We start from the raw sequence: 15,665 nt of genomic DNA on the forward strand, positions 1-15,665 counted from the left end.
GGCCAGGCAGCCTTCGCCAAGGATCGGTGGAGGTGAGGCCACGGGGTTGTTGCGTTGCTTGGTCATTGCCGTTTCACCCAAGATTGCCGGGGCGCTCTGCGCCCCTGTCGCGACAGGGCTGCGCAGCAGCCCAGCACCTCACAGCAAGCCGGACGGTGTCAGTCGAACACCACAGTCTTGTTACCATGCACCAGCACACGGTCTTCCAGGTGATAACGCAGGCCACGGGCCAGCACCATCTTCTCCACATCACGGCCAAAGCGGACCATGTCATCGATGCTGTCGGCATGGCTGACACGCACCACATCCTGCTCGATGATCGGGCCGGCATCCAACTCTTCAGTGACGTAGTGGCACGTCGCGCCAATCAGCTTCACCCCACGCAGGGCAGCCTGGTGGTAAGGCTTGGCGCCGACGAACGACGGCAGGAAGCTGTGATGGATGTTGATCACCTTCTCGGCATAGTCCCGGCACAGTTGTGGTGGCAGGATTTGCATGTAGCGGGCCAGCACCACGACGTCGGCGGCATGCTCCTGCACCAGGCGCGACACTTCGGCAAAGGCCGGGGCCTTGTCTTTGGGGTCGACCGGAACATGGAAGAACGGAATACCGTGCCACTCGACCATGCTGCGCAGGTCGTTGTGGTTGGAGATGACGCAAGGGATCTCGCAGTCCAGCTCATCGGTGTGCCAGCGGTGCAGCAAGTCTGCCAGGCAGTGCGACTCACGGCTGGCCATCAATACCACGCGTTTTTTCTGAGCCGAGTCGGTAATGCGCCAGGTCATGGAGAACTCTTCGGCGATCGGCGCAAACGCCTCACGGAAGGCTTCGATACCGAACGGCAGCGATTCAGCGCGGATTTCATGACGCATGAAGAACCAACCGCTCTGCTCATCGGAGTGGTGGCTGGCTTCGTTGATCCAGCCATTGTACAAGGCCAGGAAATTACTGACTTTCGCCACGATGCCTACACGGTCGGGGCAGGCGATCACCAGACGATAGGTGCGCATGAATGAGACTCCAGAACTTCGCAAAGGCGCCTATTCTAGCGGCCCGCCAGAAAAAACGCAGTATTGATCGCTGCCGCGATTGCATATGCAGGCCCGAAAACGCCACACGGGCGCTGCCTGACAGACAAGAGGAAACGCACGGGGCATATGTAAAAATTTGTTCACGTAGAGAAATGCTGTCACAGCTTAATTAACAGTTAATTGCCCAATCTTATGTTTACTTGCGAGTAGGGGCTGTCTATTATTGCCCCACACATTTCTGAACACGCATTAAGGAACACTCCATGTCCCTGATCAACGAGTACCGCGCTACCGAAGAAGCCATCAAGGAACTTCAGGCCCGCCTGGCCAATCTGTCGCAGGATGACAAGCTGAAGAAAGAACTGGAGTTCGAAGGCAAACTGCGCACACTGATGGGCGAGTACTCCAAGTCGCTGCGCGACGTGATTGCCCTGCTCGATCCAGAATCGAAACTGAGCAAGGCACCTCGTGGTTCGGTCAAGACTACCGCCACCAAGCGCGCACGCAAGGTCAAGCAATACAAGAACCCGCACAACGGTGAAGTGATCGAAACCAAAGGCGGCAACCACAAGACCCTGAAAGAGTGGAAAGCCACTTGGGGCGGCGATGTGGTTGAAAGCTGGGCAACCCTGCTGGACTGATTATCCGCATACGCCTCTTGCTTCGCACAACAAAAACGCCGGCACACTGCCGGCGTTTTTGTTTACCGGCCATCAGCCGATTGAATAGTGCTCCTGCAATTGTCGAGCATGCAATTGCCAGGCCTCCAACACTCGCCTGCCCGCCTCGTCGGCGCCCTCCCAGGCTTGCTGGCGTGCCTGTTCGAAGTCGCCCAAGGTATTCGGCGCGCCCCACTGCGGGTCGCTCAGGCGTTGCTGGCAGAAGCCATACCAACGTTGCCGCTCTTCGGGGGTCAAGGTTTCAGGGAAGTTACGTGCCCGGTAGCGGAACAACAGCTCCGGCAAACGCGGATCATCGAACATCCAGTGGCCATGGCTCAACTGCGCCGGTTCCAGCGCACGAACTTGCTCGCATAAGCGCCGGTCGCGGTCACCTATAAAACCCTCATACAACTGCTGTTCCGGGTCCTCGCTCGGGGCGAACTCGTCCTTGCCATAGATGTGCTCCAGCTTTTCTTGCCATTGCGCCTGTTGATTGGCCAATTGTTCGCCGCGCGATTGTAACAACGTCAAGTCCAGGCCCAATCGTTGTTGATCGACCGGGCGCAATACCGACAGCGGCGCCACTACCGGGCAACGATTGATCTGCACCAATTTGAGCGGTACCGGTAATTCACCTTCGGCCAATTCATCATGCCGGGTGTACAAGCGCTGACGCAAAACTTCAGCACTTTCCCGCAGTAACGGTAGGGTCTCCTGATGCAGGTCGCAGACAATCAGTGCATTGCGATTACGCGGGTGCCAGGCCAGTGGCAATACGACCCCCAGGTAATTGCGCGCCGCCGAAAAACGCCCGGATATATGCACCAGTGGCTGCAACAGACGGATCTGCTCCATCACTTTATGCTTGCTGCGCAGTTGAAACAGCCAGTCATACAACTTGGGTTGTTTCTGCCGAATCAGGCGAGCCAAGGCAATGGTTGCCCGCACGTCGGAAAGCGCTTCGTGGGCATGACCGTGGTCAATGCCATTGGCCTTGCTCAGCAGCTCCAGACGCAGGCTGGTGCGCCCGTCCTGCTGCGGCCATTCAATGCCTTCCGGGCGCAGGGCATAGGCGGTGCGCACAATGTCGATCAGGTCCCAGCGGCTATTGCCTCCCTGCCATTCACGGGCATAGGGGTCGAAAAAGTTGCGGTAAAGGCTGTAGCGGGTCACTTCATCGTCAAAGCGCAGGGTGTTGTAGCCGGCACCACAGGTACCCGGTTGCGCCAGCTGGGCGTGCACGCGAGTCATGAACTCGGCTTCGCACAGGCCCTGCTCCGCCAACAGTTGTGGCGTGATGCCTGTCACCAGGCAGGCCGCCGGGTGCGGCAGGATGTCGTCCGACGGTCGGCAATAAAGGCTGATTGGCTCGTCGATTTCATTGAGGTCGAAGTCAGTGCGCACGCCGGCCACCTGCAGCGGCCGATCGCAGCGCGGGTTGATGCCGGTGGTTTCATAGTCGTGCCAGAAAATGCTGGAGGTCACGGGGTCGTCCTGTATCGAGGTCGACCCGATTCTAGCGCGATTCTGAAAAATGAACGTTCAGACGGGAGCGTTCGCGGGGCGGAAACTGAAATAGTCGCGCAACGAACGTACGAAATCATCGTACTCGCGTGGAGACTGCAGCAGCATGAAGCCCGAATCGTAGTGCCCAGGCGTCTCGTCCTCGCGGCACCACAGGCAACTGGCCGTGAGGTTGACGAACTGGTGCCCGCCGCCAGGCAGGGGCATACGCAGTTGCAGCTCGTAATCAGGCCCGACCAACACGGGCAGCTGGCTGATGACCATCAACCCATTTTCAGAGGCATTGCCTAGCTGACCGATCTCTTGATCGGTAAAGCGGTTGAACACCTTGAGGACACAAGGTAGCTGATGACGTTCGATGTGGCGCTTGTTAAACATGATCGCGAGTGTATTCCGTACCTGATGCCAGGAATACTAGGTACTGGCGGTTGCTGTAACAGCTGAGTTACAGATTAGCGCAGCACGCGCAGCAAATCCCGTGAAATAAACCACACCTTTGTGTTAGCGCCAAGGTACGGTCGTCACCGGGTTGGCCACGGCCGTTTCTGCGCCGCGCAAATGGCCAAGTTTTTCCAAGGTCTGCAGGCGCGCTCGGGCGCGATAGGCATATTCGTTGCCCGGGTACTGCTGGATCAGGTACTGATAAGTCTGCGCCGCGTCCACGTACAACGCCTGGCGCTCCAGGCACTGGCCGCGCAGCAGTGATACTTCGGGGTGGATGAACGGCCGGGCACGGCTGGTGCGATCAACCTGCGACAGTTCGAGCATGACCCGTGCGCAATCGCCGCGGTCGTAGGCGCGGTAGGCATTGTTCAGGTGGTGGTCCATGGACCAGCGGGTACAGCCGACGGCGCTGGCGGCCAAGGCTAAAACGATCAGGGCTCGCATGGGGATCTCCTTTGATGCCAGTGTATCGGCGTTTGCCTGCAAATCTTCACACCCTTTTGCAAGGATACCCTGCCCCGTTCAAATGCCACCCTGCCTTGGTCGCAGGTAGTGCAACGGAACAATGACTACAGCGAGATTCAGGAGTAGCCTTTCGCTGCGCTTCACTATAGGAGTCTGTGCATGAGCATCCGCCGCACCAAAATCGTCGCCACCCTTGGCCCCGCCAGCAACTCGCCGGAAGTGATCGAACAACTGATCCTCGCCGGCCTGGACGTGGCACGTCTGAACTTCTCCCACGGCACGCCGGACGAGCACAAGGCCCGCGCGCGCCTGATCCGTGACATCGCCGCCAAGAACGGCCGCCATGTTGCACTGCTGGGCGACCTGCAGGGTCCGAAAATCCGCATCGCCAAGTTCGCCAACAAGCGCATCGAACTGAAGATCGGTGACAAGTTCACCTTCTCCACCGCCCACCCGCTGACCGAAGGCAACCAGGACATCGTCGGTATCGACTACCCCGACCTGGTCAAGGACTGCGGCGTTGGTGACGAACTGCTGCTCGACGATGGCCGCGTGGTCATGCGCGTCGAAACCGCCACTGCAGACGCCCTGCACTGCGTGGTGATCATCGGTGGCCCGCTGTCGGACCACAAAGGCATCAACCGTAAAGGTGGTGGCCTGACCGCACCGGCCCTGACCGAAAAAGACAAGGCCGACATCAAACTGGCTGCGGAAATGGACCTGGACTACCTGGCCGTTTCCTTCCCGCGTGACGCCAGCGACATGGAATACGCGCGCAAGCTGCGTGACGAAGCTGGCGGCAGCGCCTGGCTGGTGGCCAAGATCGAACGCGCCGAAGCAGTTGCCGATGACGAGACCCTCGACAAGCTGATCGCCGCCTCCGACGCTGTGATGGTTGCCCGTGGTGACCTGGGCGTGGAAATCGGCGACGCCGAGCTGATCGCTATCCAGAAGAAGATCATCCAGCACGCCCGCCGCAACAACAAGGCCGTGATCGTGGCGACTCAGATGATGGAGTCGATGATCCAGAACCCGATGCCGACCCGTGCGGAAGTGTCCGACGTGGCCAACGCCGTGCTGGACAACACCGATGCGGTGATGCTGTCGGCCGAAAGCGCCGCCGGTTCCTACCCGATCGAAGCTGTCCAGGCCATGGCACGCATCTGCCTGGGTGCCGAAAAGCACCCGACCAGCCAGAAGTCCAGCCATCGCCTGCACACCACCTTCCAGCGCTGCGACGAAAGCATCGCCTTGGCGGCCATGTACACTGCCAACCACTTCCCGGGCGTAAAGGCGATCATCGCCCTGACCGAAAGCGGCTACACCCCGCTGATCATGTCGCGCCTGCGTTCGCATGTACCGATCTTCGCCCTGTCGCCGCACCGCGCCACCCAGGCACGCGCCTCGATGTTCCGTGGCGTGTACCCGATTGCCTTCGACCCGGCCGCGCTGCCGGCCGACAAGGTGAGCCAGGCAGCGGTCGACGAACTGCTCAAACGTGGCCTGGTGGAGCAAGGTGACTGGGTGATCCTGACCAAGGGTGACAGCTACCACACTATCGGTGGGACCAACGGCATGAAGATCCTGCACGTGGGTGATCCGCTGGTCGGTTGATCCACGCTTTTCACAGCACAAGGCTCAAGCGCAGCCTTGTGCTGTGAAGATGGCCCGACAGGAATAACAAAAAGCCCCGGTTCTCGCGAACCGGGGCTTTTTAATGGTGCAGGGGGTAAGGCTGGCTTACATCATGCCGCCCATGCCACCCATGCCGCCCATATCAGGCATGCCAGCAGCTGGCTTGTCTTCCGGCAGGTCGGCAACCATGGCTTCGGTGGTGATCATCAGACCGCCGATCGAAGCAGCAGCTTGCAGCGCCGAGCGAGTAACCTTGGCTGGGTCCAGGATACCCATCTCGATCATGTCGCCGTATTCACCGGTAGCGGCGTTGTAGCCGAAGTTGCCCGAACCTTGCTTGACCTTGTCAGCAACCACGCTTGGCTCATCACCGGCGTTGGCAGTGATCTGGCGCAGCGGGGATTCAACAGCGCGACGCAGCAGCGCGATACCGACGTTCTGGTCTTCGTTGTCGCCTTTCAGGTCGACGATGGCCGCCAGGGCGCGAACCAGGGCAACACCACCGCCAGGCACCACGCCTTCTTCAACGGCTGCACGGGTAGCGTGCAGGGCGTCTTCAACGCGGGCTTTCTTCTCTTTCATTTCAACTTCAGTGCCGGCACCCACCTTGATCACGGCAACACCGCCAGCCAGCTTGGCCAGACGCTCTTGCAGCTTCTCACGGTCGTAGTCCGAGGAAGTTTCTTCGATCTGGGCACGGATCTGCTTGACGCGTGCTTCGATCTCGGTGTCAGCGCCAGCACCGTCGATGATGGTGGTGTTTTCCTTGGACAGGATGACGCGCTTGGCGTTACCCAGGTGCTCCAGGGTAGCGGTTTCCAGGGACAGGCCGATTTCTTCGGAGATGACCTGGCCGCCAGTCAGGACGGCGATGTCCTGCAGCATGGCCTTGCGGCGATCGCCGAAGCCTGGAGCCTTGACTGCAGCAACCTTGACGATGCCGCGCATGTTGTTGACTACCAGAGTAGCCAGCGCTTCACCTTCAACGTCTTCGGCAACGATCAGCAGTGGGCGGCCGGCCTTGGCAACGGCTTCCAGAACTGGCAGCAGCTCACGGATGTTGGAGATTTTCTTGTCGACCAGCAGCAGCAGCGGGCCTTCCAGCTCGGCAACCATGGTGTCTGGCTTGTTGACGAAGTACGGCGACAGGTAGCCGCGGTCGAACTGCATGCCTTCTACGACGGACAGTTCGTTTTCCAGGCCCGAGCCTTCTTCAACGGTGATCACGCCTTCTTTACCGACTTTTTCCATGGCTTCGGCGATGATTTCACCGATGGAGTTGTCGGAGTTGGCAGAGATGGTACCTACCTGGGCGATGGCCTTGGAGTCGGCGCATGGCTTGGACAGGTTCTTCAGCTCGGCAACAACGGCAGCAGTGGCCTTGTCGATACCGCGCTTCAGGTCCATCGGGTTCATGCCGGCAGCGACGGCTTTCAGGCCTTCGTTGACGATGGCCTGAGCCAGAACGGTAGCGGTGGTGGTGCCGTCACCGGCAGCGTCGTTGGCCTTGGAAGCAACTTCCTTGACCAGCTGGGCGCCCATGTTTTCGAAAGCGTCTTTCAGCTCGATTTCTTTGGCGACGGAAACGCCGTCCTTGGTGATGGTCGGCGCGCCGAAGCTCTTGGCCAGTACCACGTTACGGCCTTTCGGGCCCAGGGTCGCTTTTACCGCGTCAGCCAGAACGTTGACACCAACCAGCATTTTCTTACGGGCGGAATCACCAAATTTTACGTCTTTAGCAGCCATGATCGTTTAATCCTTGAAAAACTTTGGAGTAACGGGAAGTCGGGGGGAAATCAGCCTTCAACAACGGCGAGGATTTCGTTCTCGGCCATGACCAGCAGGTCTTCGCCATCGACTTTCACGGTGTTGCTGCCCGAGTACGGGCCGAAAACCACTTTGTCACCCACTTTCACGGCCAGCGCGCGAACTTCGCCGTTGTCCAGGACGCGACCGGTGCCGACGGCTACAACTTCGCCGCGGTTTGGTTTTTCAGCGGCCGAACCCGGCAGGACGATACCGCCAGCGGTTTTCGATTCTTCTTCGCTGCGACGGATGACTACGCGGTCATGCAGAGGACGAAGTTTCATTGTCGATCTCTCCCAAATTGTGGTTTTCATCGGCCGGTTCGACACCGGCGGTTTTGATGCTGTCCGGCGTTGCCGGGGGCGGCCCGCTGTGAGCGAACCACCTGTGTAATGTCTGGTGTTGCCACCAGAAACCTTGCGGTGACCACATACATGAGGCCGCCACATCCAATTACAAGGCTCGAGATAGAAAAATTTTCATCAGGCCAAAAAAAACCGGGGCCGCTTGTGCGGCCCCGGTCCTTTTTACTTGTCGCGGCGCTCGTACTCGCCTTCGATCACGTTCGGGCGGTGGCCGCCATCACGCGGCTGCGCCTGGAAGGGGTCATCCTGGAATGCACGCTGGCGCATGGCCTGGGCCTCGGCACGCTCGCGCATCTTGCGCGCCGCCAGGCGGCGGGTGAATGGCAGCAGGCACAGCACACCCAGCACGTCGCTGATGAAGCCGGGCAGCAACAACAGGCCACCACCCACGGCCAGCATCATGCCCTGGAACATGTCCTCGGCGGGCAATTCACCGCGCTGCAGGCTTTCACGGGCGCGCAATGCAGTCGCCAGGCCGGCCACCCGCATGACCAGTACGCCCAAGGCGGAGCCGGCGATGATCAGCAGCAACGCCGGAAAGAAACCGATTGCCGCGCTGACCTTCACGAAGACGAACAGCTCCAGCACAGGAAAAATCAGAAACAGCAGTAGAAAAGCACGCATCAAGGGTTCCTCGACGGAAGATAACCTTCCAATAAGACCTCACATGGATGCCTGCGCTCCGGATTTCAACCCTCGGCTTGCATCACAAGCGGCCAATGGTCGGCGCGAGCCAGCAAAACCAAGGCCTCGCGGACTTGTGTCGGCGTGTTGCAAGTAGTGGGGAAAGGCAACCAGTGCACGGCCTGGCCGATGCGCAGGTGCATGCCTTCACTGTCTACCCCAACCATCTGCGCCGGTACGTGCCGTGGCAACCCGGTCAACTCGACGTAGTGGGCAATGGCACTGGCGTGATCGCTGTTCATGTGTTCGATCATGCTCCCCTCGGCCTTGCCCGCGAACGGGTTGGCCAAGGTGACATGGTCAAGCCAGTGGATCGCACCGAAGCCGCCGATGTAACGGTGACGCACCGGTTGCAGCACCCAGAAATCGAAGTCGTGGGCCTTGTGGTAGTTGGCCGCATCCGGGAAATAGCGGTAATAGCGCTCGGCGGCGGCCTCGATGACGGCCTCGTCGACCAGCTTGTGCGCTTCGGCCATCACCGTCAGGCGCCCTACCGCCTGCACATCCTCGGCCTCGCGCTCACCCACCAACAGCGAACACTTGGGGTCCTTCTGCAGGTTATGGGTGTGCTGGGCAATGCGGCTGATCAGGATCAGCGGGTTGCCCTGGTCGTCCAGACAGTACGGCACGACCGAACCGAAGGGGTAGCCAGGCATCGACCTGGAATGTGTCGAAAGCACGCCGCGGTATTCCTTGAGCAGCAGTTCCCGGGCGGGGCGGATGGCGTTGGTACTCACTTGAGGGCGGCTCCTGGCGGACGGGTTGGGGACAAGATAAGCATTATCAGCTGCCTGTGCCACTGACCTGCATCCAGACGCCTTACCAGGTAACGCCGAAGCCCGCGGTATAGCGTGTCTTGTCCAGGTCACTTTCACGCGTGCCGGTGATGATGTCCTTCTCCGCCTTGAGGTTCAGCGAGGCCCACTCGGTGACCTTGTAACGCAGGCCAACCTCGGCATCCAGCGAGTAGTCGGCCACGCCACCCAGCGGCTTGGCGAACTCGCCGTTGGTGAACAGCTGCACGTTCTTGCCGATCAGGTAGCGGGTGTAATCCCACTTCACGGCCGCAGAATAGAAATTATCCTTGCCACCATCCTGATACTCGAAGTCAGTACGGTTGATCAGTGAGCCCAGCGAGAACGCGCCCAGCTCATCGTCCCAGAACTGGTAACCCGGGCCGGTACCCACGGTGCGCTGGCGGGCCAGGTCTTCGATGCGATCACGTTTGTATTCCGCACGCCCCTGCCAGAACCACTTCTCGGTAATGAAGCGGTCCAGCGCGTACTCGGCGCTCCAGTTGTCGGTGGTGGTGACTTCGTCCTTGGTCTCGCGGTTGTACTCACCCTCGGCGTTGTGCCGCCAACGGCCATGACGCGCGGTGGTCTTGAAGCCCACGTCGTAATCGTCGGTGTCGTTCTCGGCGCGCTTGTAGTCCAGTGCCACGTCGACATTGCCTTTCCACACGAAATCCTCGACCAGCGGCTTGGGCTTCATGATCTGCTCGATACTGGCCAGCTCCACCGTCTTCGGTGCCTCGCCATTGGCCAAGGTCACCTTGCCTGGCTCTGCCGCCTTGAGCGACTTGGCTTTCTCTCCGCTGTAGGCGTCCTGCTTGACCAGCATCTCCTGGTCGCTTTCCAGCGTCTGGACCTGTTTCCAGTCCAGGGCGATGGACCCACCATAAGGGGTTTCCAGCAGCAGCTTGCCGCCATCGAATACCTTGATCTTGCCACTTAGCCGGTCACCGTTCTTCATCCACACAGTGTCGGCGAACACCGGAGAGGCACACAGGGAAACAGCAAGAAGGCACAACAAGGATCTAGAATTCATAAACGGGCTTTGTTTGCGGACTATGGGTTCGATTTGACGAAAAAGCCGGGCATTATCCAGATACCCAAGACCAGAGCAAGGACAGACCGGGAGTATGCCGTTGAGTTCAACTCTCATTTACCAGACCACCGGTCCGGTTTCATCTGCAGCCCAAGGCGGGCGAGATGTCTGATGGATATGAGCACGCCCTCGATTCGGCCGAGGGCCGACGAACGGCGCTGTATTCAGTACTGGGCCAAGTGCCACCCGGCAAGGTCGTGAGCTATGGCCAACTGGCCGAACTGGCTGGGCTTGGCCGTGCGGCGCGCTGGGTTGGGCGCACCCTGGGGCAGTTGCCTGTAGACACACGCCTGCCTTGGCACCGGGTGCTCGCTGCGGGTGGCCGGCTGAGCCTGGCGCTGGGCACCCCGTCGGGCGATGAACAACGGGCGCGGTTACGCGCAGAAGGTGTGAATGTAAGCAACAATCGTGTGGATATGACGCGCCATGGCTGGCGCCCAATGGAGCACAGCGGTTAGAGTGCGCGCTTTGTTTTCGAAAACTTGAGGCAGATGTTGGCCCATGCCCCGTAAAACCTGGCGCGCTGCGCTTGCTGCCTATGCCAGCCCGTCAACATTGGTACTTTTGCTACTCGGTTTCGCCGCCGGCCTACCCTACATGCTGGTGTTCTCGACCCTGTCGGTATGGTTGCGCGAAGCCGGCGTTGCCCGTGAAACCATCGGTTATGCAAGCCTGATTGGCTTGGCCTACGCCTTCAAGTGGGTCTGGTCACCGCTGCTCGACCAATGGCGCTTGCCGCTGCTTGGCGGCCTCGGGCGCCGGCGCTCGTGGCTGCTGTTGTCGCAAGCGCTGGTGGTGATCGGGCTGGTCGGCATGAGCCTGTGCGACCCGCAACAGCATCTCTCCTGGCTGATTGCCATGGCCGTACTGGTGGCTTTCGCCTCGGCTACCCAGGACATTGCAGTCGACGCCTACCGCCTGGAAATCGCTGACGACCAGCGCCAGGCCGCGCTCGCTGCCAGCTACATGGCCGGCTACCGGGTGGCTGCCTTGCTCGCCACGGCCGGTGCCCTGTTCTTCGCCGAGTGGTTCGGCTCTACCGGCTTCAGCTACCTGCACAAGGCTTGGGCCGGCACTTACGTGATGTTCGGGGTGATGATGCTGCCCGCCCTGTTCACCACGTTGGTCATGCGCGAACCGCCAGTGCCCATGCGCACCCAACTGTCGGCAGCGCGCTACGGGCTGGTGCACCAGATGGCTTCGGTGTTCGTGCTGATCATCCTGCTGGTCTCGGTACCGGCCAGCTTCACCCAGATGTTCAATACCGGCTGGTCCAGCGTGGTCTCCGGTGATGCCACGCCGCTGGACCTGCTGCTGGAAGACCGCGCCTTCCTGCGCCTGATCCTCTACGTGCTGCTGACCTGGGCCTGCCTGTCGAGCCTCGGCCGCCGCGGCCTGGCTCCCGTGCTGACCCCGATCAACGACTTCATCACCCGCTACCGCTGGCAGGCTCTGCTGCTGCTCGGCCTGATCGCCACCTATCGCATGTCGGACACGGTGATGGGGGTGATGGCCAACGTGTTCTATATCGACATGGGCTTCACCAAGGACCAGATTGCCAGCGTCAGCAAGATCTTCGGCCTGATCATGACCCTGGTCGGCGCCGGGGTTGGCGGCCTGCTGATCGTACGCTTCGGCATCATGCCCATCCTGTTCATTGGCGGCGCAGCCTCTGCCGGCACCAACATCCTGTTCCTGATGTTGGCTGACATGGGGCCGAACCTGGAAATGCTGGTGGTGACCATCTCGCTGGACAACTTCAGCTCCGGCATGGCTACCTCGGCCTTTGTCGCCTACCTGTCCAGCCTGACCAACCTGAAGTTCTCGGCGACCCAGTACGCGCTGCTCAGTTCGATCATGTTGCTGTTGCCGCGGCTGATCGGCGGGTATTCGGGCGTTATTGTGGAGAAGTTCGGCTACCACGACTTCTTCCTGATCACGGCGCTGCTGGGGGTGCCTACGCTGATCCTGATCGCCCTGCAGTGGCATCAGGAAGCCGGGCGGGGAACGCCGGTGGCGGACGACCACTCGGTGGCTGAGCGGCCCTGAAACTTTGTATTGCCTGTGCTGGCCTCTTCGCGGGTAAACCCGCTCCTACAAGGCGGCGCGGCCCTGTGTAGGAGCGGGTTTACCCGCGAAGAGGCCGGCACAGGCAATACCACTTATCCAGCTACAGCCCCTTCCCCAGGCCGCCCCCCCACCACAAACCACAGCGGCCACAGCGCCAACGCCCCCGCCACCCCCGCCGCCAGGGCAAAATGCAGCAAGCTGGCACCGGCGCCAATCATCGCCAGCAGCGCACCGCCGAGCCCCAGCAAGGCAATGGTGATCATCCCCAGCATGGCCGAAACCAGCCCCTTGCTCTGCTCACTGGAGAACAGCGTCATGCGGTACAGCACCGCATTGGCCACGCCCAACCCCAGCGCATACAGCGACATGCCAGCCACCACACTGGTCACACTCGGCCAGTACCAGGTCGCCAGCACCATCAGGCACAGGCCCGCCAGGTATGGCCAGAGCGCACCACGCACCAGGGCTGGCAGCGGGTAGCGATCGGCAATGCGGTTGATGATCAGGTTACCGAGGATCAGCCCGCCAAAGACCGGCAACTGCCACAAGGCATACTCCAGGGTACTCAATCCCTCATCGTGAATCAGCAGCACCGGCGACAGGCCAATCCAGCCAATCAGCGGCAAGCCGACCAACCCAAGGGCGGCGCTGCCTGCAACGAAGCGGCGGTTGCCCAGCAGTTGGCCATAGCCCGCCAACAGTGGCAGCAGGTGAATCGGCGTGAACGCCAGCCGCGAGCCGTCACGGCGCTCCACGCCCAGGGTTTCCGGCATCAGCCGGTACAACAGCAGCCAGGCCAGCACCGCGCCGATGGCGAACGCCACGAACAGCCAGCGCCAATCCAGCCATTGCAGCAGCAAGGTGCCCACCAGCGGCCCGAGCAGGGGCGACAGCAAGGCGATGTTGGCCAGCAGGGCCATCATGCGTACAGCATCAGCTTCGCTGAAAGCCTCGTTCAGGGCCGGGTAGCTGACCGTGACCACAAAGCCCAGGCCAATGCCCTGCAACAGGCGCAACAGGTTGAACAGGCCGATGTCCTGGACCCAGAAGGTGGCCAGGCAGGCCAGGCCAAAGAATGCGCAACCGACCAGCAGCAGCGGGCGCCGTCCATAACGGTCGGCCAACGGGCCGATCAGCCATTGCAGTACTACGCCGCCCAGCAGGTACAGGTTGAGGGCATGGGGTATGTATTCGGGGCTGGCATCGAGGTCACTGACCACGACCGGCATGGCCGGCATGACCGCGTCGCTGGCCAGGTAGGTCAGCAGTTCGAACAGGGCCAAGGTCAGGCCGAACAGCAAGGCACGCAGAGGGGTGACATACAGCAGTGGTTTCATGATGGCGTATCGGGTGTGGCAGGCGGGGTCAGGCTATATGCCAGAAATTGTTGGAAATTGCTGTGAGCAAGTGTAATCAGGGTAGGAAAAAGCTGGGGCCGCTTTGCGCCCCTTCGCGGGCAAGCCCGCCCCTACGAGGACATGCGTGTCCTGTGTAGGAGCGGGCTTGCCCGCGAAGGGGCGCAAAGCGGCCCCGGCTTCAACGCGGAATTACTGCGTTGCAGTCTCCTGCACCACGCGAATAACCCGCTGCGGAAACGGAATATCGATCCCTTCGGCCTTCAACCGGTCACGCGCATACTCGTTGAGCATGAACATCACGTCCCAGTAATCGGAGGTCTTGGTCCACAAGCGCAGCGATACGGTGATCGAGCTGTCGCCCAGCGTCGACACGACCGCCTGCGGTGCCGGGTCTTGCAGAACACGCGGGTCCTTTGCCAGCTCCAGCAACACATTGCGGGCCTTCTGCAGGTCGGCCTCGTAGTCAACGCCCACATCGAACACCACCTTGCGCGTCGGCTGGCGGTTGGTGTTGGTAATGATGCCGTTGGACAGGCTGCCATTGGGCATGATGACCGTCTTGTTGTCACCGGTGCGCAGCACGGTGTGGAAGATCTGGATACTGTCGACGGTGCCGGCAACGCCCTGCGCCTCGATCCAGTCACCGATACGGAACGGGCGGAACATCAGGATCAGCACACCACCGGCGAAGTTCGCCAGGCTGCCCTGCAAGGCAAGGCCGATGGCCAGGCCTGCGGCACCGATGGCGGCGACGAACGAGGTGGTCTCGATGCCGATCATCGAGGCCACGCTGACCAACAGCAGCACCTTCAGCACGATGTTCGCCAGGGTGCTGATGAAGCCCTGCAGCGCCAGGTCGGCGTTGCGCAGGCCAACCAGCTTGCCGAGGCGGGCGCTGACCTTGTTGATGATCCACCAGCCAACCGCCAAGGTCAGCAGTGCCAGCAGCACACGGCTGCCGTATTCCATGATCAAAGGGATCCACGTCTGGGATTGGCGGACGAGCTGGTCGACCTCAGCGTTCAAATCCATATTCATCTCCTGATGCCGAGCGGCAAGTACACGGTAGAACAGGCCGCGCGTGTTATTACGCAACCCCGGCCCCCATGGACATCATTTGGCCATCGGGGTTCCGGGCCACCCCCACATCAGTCGCGGAAGTTGTTGAACTGCAGCGGCATGTCGAATTCCTTGGTGCGCAGCAGGGCAATGGCTTCCTGCAGATCGTCACGTTTCTTGCCGGTTACCCGTACCTGCTCACCCTGGATGGCGGCCTGTACTTTCAGCTTGCCATCCTTGATGGTGGCAACGATCTTTTTTGCCAGGTCCTTGTCGATGCCTTCGCGGAACTTGGCTTCCTGTTTCTTTTCCTTGCCTGAGGCGTAGGGGTCCTTGGTTTCCAGGCACTTCACGTCGATCTTGCGCTTGACCAGTGCAAGGCGCAGGATCTCCAGCATCGCCTCGAGCTGGAACTCTTCCTCAGCAGTGAGCATCACGGTCTGCTCTTTGTCCTTGAACTCGAAGGTGCCTTTGCCCTTGAGGTCGTAGCGGCGGTCCAGTTCCTTGATGGCGTTGTCGACCGCGTTCTGCACTTCGTGCTTGTCCAGTTCCGATACCACGTCGAACGAAGGCATGGTTGTTCTCCCAAAATAAAAGCGCGCTCAGGCTGAAGATGGAGCGCGCTGGGTTTGAAGGTTAAAATGCGGGCTCATTATAACGGGTTGCGAAACG

Annotated in this window: 16 protein-coding genes; 4 read left to right on the top strand and 12 right to left on the bottom strand. The window is 60.6% G+C overall.

Translation table 11 applies throughout. The annotated features are described in order from the left end of the window. Nucleotides 1-158: 158 nt before the first annotated feature. Entirely contained in the window at nucleotides 159-1,010 is an 852-nt protein-coding gene (gene purU / locus LMH93_RS22280; protein WP_088513329.1) for a formyltetrahydrofolate deformylase, read from the bottom strand. Between the two features lie 284 nt (nucleotides 1,011-1,294). Here purU and mvaT point away from each other — a divergent pair, with 284 nt between their 5' ends. Further along, nucleotides 1,295-1,672, top strand: a complete 378-nt coding sequence (gene mvaT, locus LMH93_RS22285) for a histone-like nucleoid-structuring protein MvaT (protein ID WP_003251920.1) — start codon at nucleotides 1,295-1,297, stop codon at nucleotides 1,670-1,672. Nucleotides 1,673-1,744: 72 nt separating this feature from the next. Here the strand turns inward: mvaT and sbcB are convergent, their stop codons facing one another. The 3 genes from sbcB to LMH93_RS22300 all read right to left on the bottom strand — a co-directional run bounded on the left by sbcB (nucleotide 1,745) and on the right by LMH93_RS22300 (nucleotide 4,105). Then, nucleotides 1,745-3,178, bottom strand: coding sequence for an exodeoxyribonuclease I (sbcB, locus tag LMH93_RS22290; RefSeq protein WP_003251919.1), 1,434 nt, complete (start codon nucleotides 3,176-3,178; stop codon nucleotides 1,745-1,747). A gap of 57 nt (nucleotides 3,179-3,235) precedes the next feature. After that, nucleotides 3,236-3,595: a PilZ domain-containing protein gene (locus LMH93_RS22295; RefSeq protein WP_003251916.1), complete on the bottom strand. Its 360-nt coding sequence runs from the start codon at nucleotides 3,593-3,595 to the stop codon at nucleotides 3,236-3,238. A 123-nt stretch (nucleotides 3,596-3,718) separates the two neighbouring features. After that, nucleotides 3,719-4,105, bottom strand: a complete 387-nt coding sequence (locus tag LMH93_RS22300) for a hypothetical protein (protein ID WP_003251914.1) — start codon at nucleotides 4,103-4,105, stop codon at nucleotides 3,719-3,721. 180 nt (nucleotides 4,106-4,285) lie between these two features. On the opposite strand from LMH93_RS22300, the gene pyk reads away from it, so the two are divergent. Next, nucleotides 4,286-5,740 (top strand): pyruvate kinase, encoded by a 1,455-nt coding sequence (pyk, locus tag LMH93_RS22305; RefSeq protein ID WP_003251912.1) that lies wholly within the window; start codon nucleotides 4,286-4,288, stop codon nucleotides 5,738-5,740. 126 nt (nucleotides 5,741-5,866) lie between these two features. Here pyk and groL read toward each other — a convergent pair whose 3' ends face one another. The 5 genes from groL to LMH93_RS22330 all read right to left on the bottom strand — a co-directional run bounded on the left by groL (nucleotide 5,867) and on the right by LMH93_RS22330 (nucleotide 10,446). Next, nucleotides 5,867-7,507, bottom strand: a complete 1,641-nt coding sequence (gene groL, locus LMH93_RS22310; RefSeq protein WP_003251907.1) for a chaperonin GroEL — start codon at nucleotides 7,505-7,507, stop codon at nucleotides 5,867-5,869. A gap of 50 nt (nucleotides 7,508-7,557) precedes the next feature. Then, nucleotides 7,558-7,851 (bottom strand): co-chaperone GroES, encoded by a 294-nt coding sequence (locus tag LMH93_RS22315; RefSeq protein WP_003251905.1) that lies wholly within the window; start codon nucleotides 7,849-7,851, stop codon nucleotides 7,558-7,560. A 243-nt stretch (nucleotides 7,852-8,094) separates the two neighbouring features. Next, nucleotides 8,095-8,556, bottom strand: a complete 462-nt coding sequence (locus LMH93_RS22320; RefSeq protein ID WP_003251903.1) for an FxsA family protein — start codon at nucleotides 8,554-8,556, stop codon at nucleotides 8,095-8,097. A gap of 65 nt (nucleotides 8,557-8,621) precedes the next feature. Further along, entirely contained in the window at nucleotides 8,622-9,353 is a 732-nt protein-coding gene (locus tag LMH93_RS22325; protein WP_003251901.1) for a HugZ family pyridoxamine 5'-phosphate oxidase, read from the bottom strand. Nucleotides 9,354-9,435: 82 nt separating this feature from the next. Further along, complete coding sequence (locus tag LMH93_RS22330) at nucleotides 9,436-10,446, bottom strand: DUF481 domain-containing protein (protein WP_185279991.1); 1,011 nt, start codon at nucleotides 10,444-10,446, stop codon at nucleotides 9,436-9,438. Between the two features lie 164 nt (nucleotides 10,447-10,610). Between LMH93_RS22330 and LMH93_RS22335 the strand changes: the two genes are divergently transcribed. Both LMH93_RS22335 and LMH93_RS22340 read left to right on the top strand, forming a co-directional pair. Further along, on the top strand, nucleotides 10,611-10,964 hold the full coding sequence (locus LMH93_RS22335; RefSeq protein WP_230064593.1) for an MGMT family protein: 354 nt from the start codon (nucleotides 10,611-10,613) through the stop codon (nucleotides 10,962-10,964). Between the two features lie 43 nt (nucleotides 10,965-11,007). Next, nucleotides 11,008-12,555: an AmpG family muropeptide MFS transporter gene (locus LMH93_RS22340; RefSeq protein WP_003251896.1), complete on the top strand. Its 1,548-nt coding sequence runs from the start codon at nucleotides 11,008-11,010 to the stop codon at nucleotides 12,553-12,555. A 113-nt stretch (nucleotides 12,556-12,668) separates the two neighbouring features. On the opposite strand, the gene LMH93_RS22345 is transcribed toward LMH93_RS22340, so the two are convergent. From LMH93_RS22345 to LMH93_RS22355, 3 genes are all read right to left on the bottom strand, one after another. Then, on the bottom strand, nucleotides 12,669-13,913 hold the full coding sequence (locus LMH93_RS22345) for an MFS transporter (RefSeq protein WP_004575129.1): 1,245 nt from the start codon (nucleotides 13,911-13,913) through the stop codon (nucleotides 12,669-12,671). Between the two features lie 210 nt (nucleotides 13,914-14,123). After that, nucleotides 14,124-14,966, bottom strand: a complete 843-nt coding sequence (locus LMH93_RS22350) for a mechanosensitive ion channel family protein (protein WP_003251892.1) — start codon at nucleotides 14,964-14,966, stop codon at nucleotides 14,124-14,126. Between the two features lie 116 nt (nucleotides 14,967-15,082). Continuing rightward, nucleotides 15,083-15,568: a YajQ family cyclic di-GMP-binding protein gene (locus LMH93_RS22355; protein ID WP_003251890.1), complete on the bottom strand. Its 486-nt coding sequence runs from the start codon at nucleotides 15,566-15,568 to the stop codon at nucleotides 15,083-15,085. Between the last annotated feature and the right edge of the window lie 97 nt (nucleotides 15,569-15,665).

Source organism: Pseudomonas sp. CIP-10, assembly GCF_020911845.1.
Classification (GTDB): Bacteria; Pseudomonadota; Gammaproteobacteria; order Pseudomonadales; family Pseudomonadaceae; genus Aquipseudomonas; species Aquipseudomonas alloputida.

Coding starts and splice junctions, on each gene's coding strand:
- purU (WP_088513329.1), bottom strand. CDS start 1,010: ATGCGCACCTATCGTCTGGTGATCGCCTGCCCCGACCGTGTAGGCATC.
- mvaT (WP_003251920.1), top strand. CDS start 1,295: ATGTCCCTGATCAACGAGTACCGCGCTACCGAAGAAGCCATCAAGGAA.
- LMH93_RS22295 (WP_003251916.1), bottom strand. CDS start 3,595: ATGTTTAACAAGCGCCACATCGAACGTCATCAGCTACCTTGTGTCCTC.
- LMH93_RS22300 (WP_003251914.1), bottom strand. CDS start 4,105: ATGCGAGCCCTGATCGTTTTAGCCTTGGCCGCCAGCGCCGTCGGCTGT.
- pyk (WP_003251912.1), top strand. CDS start 4,286: ATGAGCATCCGCCGCACCAAAATCGTCGCCACCCTTGGCCCCGCCAGC.
- groL (WP_003251907.1), bottom strand. CDS start 7,507: ATGGCTGCTAAAGACGTAAAATTTGGTGATTCCGCCCGTAAGAAAATG.
- LMH93_RS22315 (WP_003251905.1), bottom strand. CDS start 7,851: ATGAAACTTCGTCCTCTGCATGACCGCGTAGTCATCCGTCGCAGCGAA.
- LMH93_RS22320 (WP_003251903.1), bottom strand. CDS start 8,556: ATGCGTGCTTTTCTACTGCTGTTTCTGATTTTTCCTGTGCTGGAGCTG.
- LMH93_RS22330 (WP_185279991.1), bottom strand. CDS start 10,446: ATGAATTCTAGATCCTTGTTGTGCCTTCTTGCTGTTTCCCTGTGTGCC.
- LMH93_RS22335 (WP_230064593.1), top strand. CDS start 10,611: ATGTCTGATGGATATGAGCACGCCCTCGATTCGGCCGAGGGCCGACGA.
- LMH93_RS22340 (WP_003251896.1), top strand. CDS start 11,008: ATGCCCCGTAAAACCTGGCGCGCTGCGCTTGCTGCCTATGCCAGCCCG.
- LMH93_RS22345 (WP_004575129.1), bottom strand. CDS start 13,913: ATGAAACCACTGCTGTATGTCACCCCTCTGCGTGCCTTGCTGTTCGGC.
- LMH93_RS22350 (WP_003251892.1), bottom strand. CDS start 14,966: ATGGATTTGAACGCTGAGGTCGACCAGCTCGTCCGCCAATCCCAGACG.
- LMH93_RS22355 (WP_003251890.1), bottom strand. CDS start 15,568: ATGCCTTCGTTCGACGTGGTATCGGAACTGGACAAGCACGAAGTGCAG.